Here is a 6,762-nt window from a genome sequence, read left to right as displayed (position 1 = left end):
CCGCTCCGCCAACGACGTGATCCGCCTGGGCTTCGACCAGAGCATCCCGATGGAGCAGGTGCTCGATGAGGCCGAGCAGAAGATCTTCGCCATCAGCCAGGAGAAGCCCACCTCGGGGCTCACCCCCACCGCCGAGATCCTCACCAGCACCTTCAACGAGATCGAGAGTCGCTCCCTTGGCACCGCCGTCGCCGGCATCCCGGTCAACTTCTACGACCTGGACGCCATCACCCAGGGCCTGCAGCGCAGCGACCTGATCATCGTCGCCGGGCGCCCCGCCATGGGCAAGACCTCGATCGTGCTCAACATCGCCAAGAACGTGGCCCAGCTGCACCAGCTGCCGGTCTGCGTGTTCAGCCTGGAAATGAGCAAGGAACAGCTCACCTACCGCCTGCTGTCGATGGAGGTGGGCATCGAGAGCGGTCGCCTGCGCACCGGCCGTCTGCAGCAGGAGGAGTGGCCCCTGCTCGGCCAGGGCATCAACAGCCTGGGCCAGCTGCCCCTGTTCATCGACGACAAACCCAACTCCGGCGTGCTGGAGATGCGTTCCCTCTGCCGGCGCCTGATGGCCGAAACCGGCAAGGAACTCGGACTGATCGTGATCGATTATCTCCAGCTGATGGAGGGCAGCACGCCGGACAACCGGGTCCAGGAGCTCTCCCGCATCACCCGGGGCCTCAAGGGCATGGCCCGGGAGCTGCACGTGCCCGTGGTCGCCCTCTCCCAGCTCAGCCGGGGCGTGGAGTCGCGCACCAACAAGCGCCCCATGCTCAGCGACCTGCGGGAGTCGGGCTCGATCGAGCAGGACGCTGACCTGGTGCTGATGATCTACCGCGACGAGTACTACAACCCCGAAACCGCCGACCGCGGCATCACCGAAGTCATCGTCACCAAGCACCGCAACGGCCCCGTGGGCACCGTCAAGCTCCTGTTCGAACCCCAGTTCACCCGTTTCCGCAATCTTGCCGCCTGACCTGGTGGGCGATTCCAACGCCATCGCTTCAGAGCGTTTCGCAAGCAACCAGGAGGGACCGTAACCCCAGCCCCACCAACGTCACTCAGCCTCCTGTTGCGCGAGCGCCTCGCGAATGGCAGCCGCCAGATCTGCTGCCCATGGAGCGAGGTGATAGTGGTAATGCTCTTCGAACAGTCTCCGGTGGCGCACGCTACCGCAGGCGTAGGCACGCCAGAGCCTGCACTTCAGCCGCTCCCCCCGCGAGGTGGTGAACAGGTGAACCGTGACAGGCAGGGGCATCGGTTGGAAGCGGCGGTGGAGAAGGTCGTAATAGTCCTGTCCGCTGGCTTCAGAGCGATTGCGGGGTTGTTGTGGAAGGGGGACAAGCGGAGGGCGGAACCGCTGCAACTCCGCTGAGAGCCCCCTGGAACGGAGCTGCAGGAACTTCACGAAGTTGCGGGGTCGCTTGCTGTGGCGCAGTTGCTCTAGATAATCGGGTAAGCGCCCAATGGATTTGCGCAGCAGTAGAGAGGTCCGCAGGCGCCTCGAAATGAACGCCGTCCAAGCACTGTCGAGGATGGCAAGCATGCCGATGGAGCCACCACGCCTCAACAGGGCGGCCGCGACGGCGTAGGCATACCAGCCGCCTGCGGATTGGCCAAGGAGATGGTACGGGCCCTGGGGCCAGCGCTCTTCAATGAGTGTTGCGTAGTGCTCCGCCATCTCCTCCACGCTCCGGTGGCGCGGGGCATGGCCGTCGATGCCCCGCGCCTGGAGGCCGTAGACCGGACGGTCAGGCGCCAGAAAACCGGCAAAGTCGGTGTAACAGAACACATCACCACCGAAGCCGTGGATCACAAACAACGGAATGGCCTCACCAAGTGCCTGAAGGGGAACCATGCACGGGTCACCATCACTGGGGAGCATCTTCTCCCCCTCCAGCCGCAAGACCATCTCAGCGATGGTCGGAGCATGAAAGATCATGGCCAGCGGTAGGGTTCTGGCGAGGCTCTCCTCGATGCGGGAGATCAGCCTGGCTGCGGCGAGGGAATGGCCACCGATGGCAAAGAAGTTGTCATGGATGCCGAAGTCGCCATGGCCGAGCACGTCGGCCCAGAGGGAGTGGAGCCGGATCTGGAGGGGTGTCGAAGGAGCCGTGCGTCGGTGGAGATCTCCGGTAAAGCAGGGAGCCGGCAGGGCACTGCGATCAAGCTTGCCGTTGGGAGTGAGAGGAAAAACGTCGAGGCGCACGAAGGAGGCCGGCAGCATGTACTCAGGCAGGCGCTCGGCAAGGAAAGGGCGCAGCTCGATGGCGGAAATTGAGCTGTCCGCAGCAGAGCTGTCGAGAGCGGAGTCACCGAAAGCCGCTTCGCCGGAAGAATGGGTGGCGATCCAGTAGGCAACCAGCTGGGGGTTCGATGGCTGGTCCTGCCTCAGCAGCACCACGGCCTGATCGATCGCCGGATGGGCGATCAGGGCTGCCTCAATCTCCCCAGGTTCGATGCGGAAGCCGCGCAGCTTGATCTGATGATCAAGGCGGCCATGGAAGGCCAGGGTGCCGTCAGCATTCCAGCTGGCGAGATCGCCGGTTTTGTAGAGGCGCTCAGTCGAATCGCCGCAGAATGGGCTGGGTATGAAGCGCTCGGAAGTGAGGTCGGGGCGATTCAGATAGCCCAGGGCCAGACCGGACCCACCGATATGGAGTTCACCGGGGATGCCGATCGGGCAGAGCTGGAGTTGGGTGTCGAGGACCAGCAGCGAGGTATTGGGAAGTGGCACTCCGATGGGCGCCACGAGGGGCCAGTCGCTGACAGCGGCAGGTAGCAGATGGTGCGACACCACATGGCATTCCGTAGGGCCGTAATGATTGTGCAACCGGCCATCATTGAGCCGGCCGATGAAGCTCCGGATCGCCGGGGACAGGGTCAGGGCCTCACCTGCGGAGATGACATCACGCAGGGGGCCGTAGGGAGCCTCGGCACAGAGGGCCAGCTGCTCGAGCACGACGTAGGGAAGAAACAGCCTTTCGATCTCCTGCGCCCTGATGAACTTCCAGAGCAGCGCAGGGTCGCGCCGCTGCTCCGATGGGATCAGGACCAGGGTGCCCCCAAGGCAAAGCGTTCCGAACATTTCCTGTAGGGAGACATCGAAGCCGCAGCCGGCGAACTGCAAGGTCATGGCTGGAGACCTCAGGCGCTCGTGCTGGCGGTGGAAAGCAACCAGCCCGGCCAGAACACGGTGGGGGACAAGCACACCTTTGGGTACCCCGGTGGAGCCGGAGGTATAGAGGAGGTAAGCAGGAGCCGAGAGCGGGATCGCGCCAGGGGCCTGAGGTTCCACGGCATCAGATTCGTGGAGGTCATCGCCAAGGTTCAACAGCGGTCGACTCGCCAGTGCCGCCACGGCGGAAGCCTGCCGATCCACCACCACCAGGAGCGGATCGGCATCGGAGAGCATCCGCTGCAGGCGCGCCTCCGGCAGGGTCGGATCCAGGGGGAAATAAATGCCGCCGGCCTTGAGAATGGCCAACAGGCCAATCACCATCTCGAAGGAGCGCACCAGGCAAACGCCAACGATCACACCGGGACCGACACCCCGCTGCCGCAGAACATGGGCAATCTGGTTGGCACGGGCATTGAGCGCGCCATAGCTGAGCTGCCGGTCGGCGAAGACCAGGGCAGTGGCCTCAGGTGTGCGGGCCGCCTGCTGCTCGAAGATCTGATGGGCGCAACGCTCAAGAAGCGGCAGGGCCTCTCCGTGGGACCAGATCTGGAGCTGGCGCCGCTCCCCATCCGGAAGCAAGGGTAGAGCCGAAACCCTGCATCCTGGAGACGCAACAATCCCCTGAAGAAGACATAGCCACTGATCCAAGATGCGATGAATATGGTCGTCGCTGAAAAGAGATGACCTATAACTTAATCTGCAATGAAGGTCATCACTGCCAACATCTGGCTGGATCGATAAATGGATCTCAAAGGACTCACGAATTACCGGAACCGCGAAGCGCTTAACAGCGATGCCTTTGACACATAAAGGCTTTTGCCTAAAATTATTGTAAGCAAACATCACTTGCACCAATGGGGGACGGTCCAAGAGCCTGGCAGGACAATGGTCTATCACAAGCTGCTCAAAGGGCATGCTCTGGTGGGCAAACAGATCCCCCATGCTTGAAGTAAGCCTATCCAGATAATCACTGAAGCAGGGGTCATCACCAAGCTCAGCACGAATGACCAAAGTATTGACGAAGAATCCAATTAATCGGCGCATGGAAGACCTGCTGCGGCCGGCGACAGGTGTTCCAACAAGAAAGTCCGTTTGGAGACAGATTCTGGACAACAGGATCTGGAACGAGGCCAGCAAGAGCACGTAAAGGGTGGATCCCTTCTCATGAGCCAGACTGGCGAGTTGCTGTCGCAGAGAAGCAGGCAGGCAGGCGGTCTGGACGTCTGCCGAAAAAGATTCTGTCGGCGGGGGCAGAAGATCTCTTGGTATGTCTAGCGTCGTGGGAGCTCCATCGAGGTAACGATGCCAGAAACTCCTCAATAGCTCCAGGCGAGCCTGCGAATTCCGCTTCAAGTGGTCGTCGCCTTCAGATGGTTTCAACAACGACACAGGATCTGATGTACTTCCAGATTCATCTTCTGATTCATACAGAGCAAACAGTTCACTCTCGAGAATGTCAAGAGACCAACCATCGCAGACTGCATGATGGATAGTAATGATCAACAGATGATCTTTCTCACTCACTTCAAGCAATAGTGCCCGCACCAAGGGACCTTGTTCCATATCAAAGGACGCGACCGACTCCAAACTGGCACGTTGTTGTAGGGCTGACTCAACGGCCAACGCATCACTCTGCATTGGCAGCTGAACTCGTTCGATTCGCATCGGCCAAGCAGAAGGCGAATGAATGATCTGCAGAACATCCGCGCCTTCAAGACGGAGGTTGGTGCGCAGTGCTTGGTGCCGTCGCCGGAGAACATCAAGCGACTTCTGCAGACGATGAATCAACAAGGGCCCTTTAATTCGCCAGGCACGTCGTACGTGATAGGCGCCCGATCCTGGACTGTACTTCTCCAGAAAGTAGAAACGCTTCTGACCTAAAGAAGCGGGAAAGCTAGTGTGGCTGAGCATGGATCACCAAGCCACTTGTGGCGCCAGGAAGCGAAGCATCTGAATACTTCAAGAAGGCCGAAGCTGGGCCAACCTGGACAGGTGAAGTGCGAACATTCTCTGCAATCTCCATGGCTCTGTGCAGAAGGAGCTCTTGAATCCTGGCCGTGATCACCTTGGCCAAGCCAGCGCCCTTGCAGTAATGGCTTCCGTAACCGAGGGGAAGTTTCAGCGAAGAGGAAAAGGGACATCCACTGACATCACCGAGAAAGAGATAGCAGGTATCACCAACATCAAACGAATGGCCAGAAATCTCATGAGGGACAACGCACTCTCGCATGACAAAATTAGTGGGTAACATCGAATAGCCATTAGACAGGCTGGTGAGGGATGTCTGAAGATCAGCAGAGTCAGAACTACGAATTACAGCGTTCACAAGGGCCGTGGCAACAGCCAGCAACGGCGTAGCTCCCATCATTAAGAGGGTAAGGACTGCAAGTCGATCGGCATCGGAGAGTGGGCACTGACGGCCAGGATGATTCTCAATGACATGGATAAGTGCATCAAGAATGGTATTACATCGAACCAGGTGGCTGCGCTTTGCGAAGGGCTGGAAGATATCAACAGCAAATACCTCCTTGTTGTCGAGAGGAAGATCGACGCCACTGACAGTTTCCAGGCAGTGGCGAACGAGCCTGCCAACAAGTGCGATTCCAACCTGGTGTGCCGTCAGACCACCTGACCCATCCAGCAATGGATCATTAGCATCAAGAAGCACTGAGATATCCAGATTGCGAATAGCATCTTCACAAAGTGCAAAGGGCTGTTGAATGGCTTCAGCCTGCACTGCATGGCGATCAGGATTGAGAAATGCTGGATTAGAATCAATGAAAAAGCGAATATGCCGCGTGCTCTCCTCATCACAGAGCGACAGGATCGGGGCAAGAAACTGCGACTGATGAAAGCGGGAGTCAGCCAGAATCGTTCTGGCCAAAGAAGCCCTATACACCATGTAGATACGAGGGCCTTCATTGTCATCAGACAGGCATTCGATCGGATCAGGCATCTCAGCGAAAGACCCCTCATGGCGCCGACCGGTGATTTGCGTGACCCGCTGTATCGCCTTCAAGAAGTTCATTCTGATGCCAGCTAGACTACATTAGTTGGTTGACGGGTCGGCTTAAATTATTGATCAAGGCCTGGCTTTGGCAACCATATCAAATAACTCGGCGAATGTAACCGCTGGATGCAGCTGCTCATCGCCAATCTCAATGCCATATTCCTCTTCTAACTCCATGACTATTTCCAAGAACTCCAGCGAATCTACACCAGCAGATGAGATGGGAGAACTTAGGTCGTCATCGTGACTGAAGAGCCCGGGCCTCCCCATCTCTTCAGCATGAGAAATAAATCGATCCCGAATCCATTGTTCCGGGTCGGGGCTTGATGAGGTGGACGACATTTAGCGAGAGTCAGAACGGCAGAGTTGACTATCAGGGACCTGGCTGAATTAAGTGAAACTTAAGATCAGAACGACGTAATCGCGGCGTCATGATGCCCAGAATGATAACGAACACACTGATCTGATCATATTCATAATCAGACCTGCCGTCAACTGAAGCCCGCAATTTCCGAATACCTGGCGCACCCAAGTCCCAGTAGGAGCCAGCACTAGAAGCACCCCAACTCAACAG

Annotated in this window: 5 protein-coding genes; 1 reads left to right on the top strand and 4 read right to left on the bottom strand. The window is 58.3% G+C overall.

Annotated elements, in window-relative coordinates; translation table 11 throughout:
* Window positions 1-973: replicative DNA helicase (gene dnaB / locus KBZ04_RS12925; RefSeq protein WP_254992315.1), on the top strand; the 973-nt coding region annotated here is incomplete at its 5' end.
* An 81-nt stretch (window positions 974-1,054) separates the two neighbouring features.
* Here dnaB and KBZ04_RS12920 read toward each other — a convergent pair.
* The 4 genes from KBZ04_RS12920 to KBZ04_RS12905 form a co-directional block, all read right to left on the bottom strand.
* The gene (locus KBZ04_RS12920) at window positions 1,055-5,089 is read right to left on the bottom strand and encodes a non-ribosomal peptide synthetase (protein WP_254992314.1); all 4,035 of its coding nucleotides are present in this window, start codon (window positions 5,087-5,089) and stop codon (window positions 1,055-1,057) included.
* A complete protein-coding gene (locus KBZ04_RS12915) occupies window positions 5,073-6,134 on the bottom strand; it encodes a hypothetical protein (protein WP_254992313.1) in 1,062 nt (353 codons plus the stop codon). Before KBZ04_RS12915 ends, KBZ04_RS12920 begins: the two co-directional genes overlap by 17 nt.
* A gap of 126 nt (window positions 6,135-6,260) precedes the next feature.
* Complete coding sequence (locus KBZ04_RS12910) at window positions 6,261-6,530, bottom strand: phosphopantetheine-binding protein (RefSeq protein WP_254992312.1); 270 nt, start codon at window positions 6,528-6,530, stop codon at window positions 6,261-6,263.
* Between the two features lie 31 nt (window positions 6,531-6,561).
* The coding region (locus KBZ04_RS12905) for a hypothetical protein (RefSeq protein ID WP_254992311.1) at window positions 6,562-6,762 on the bottom strand (201 nt) is incomplete at its 5' end.

The organism is Cyanobium sp. N5-Cardenillas, assembly GCF_024345515.1.
Classification (GTDB): domain Bacteria; phylum Cyanobacteriota; class Cyanobacteriia; order PCC-6307; family Cyanobiaceae; genus Cyanobium.
This window is presented reverse-complemented; position numbering and strand designations above follow the sequence as displayed.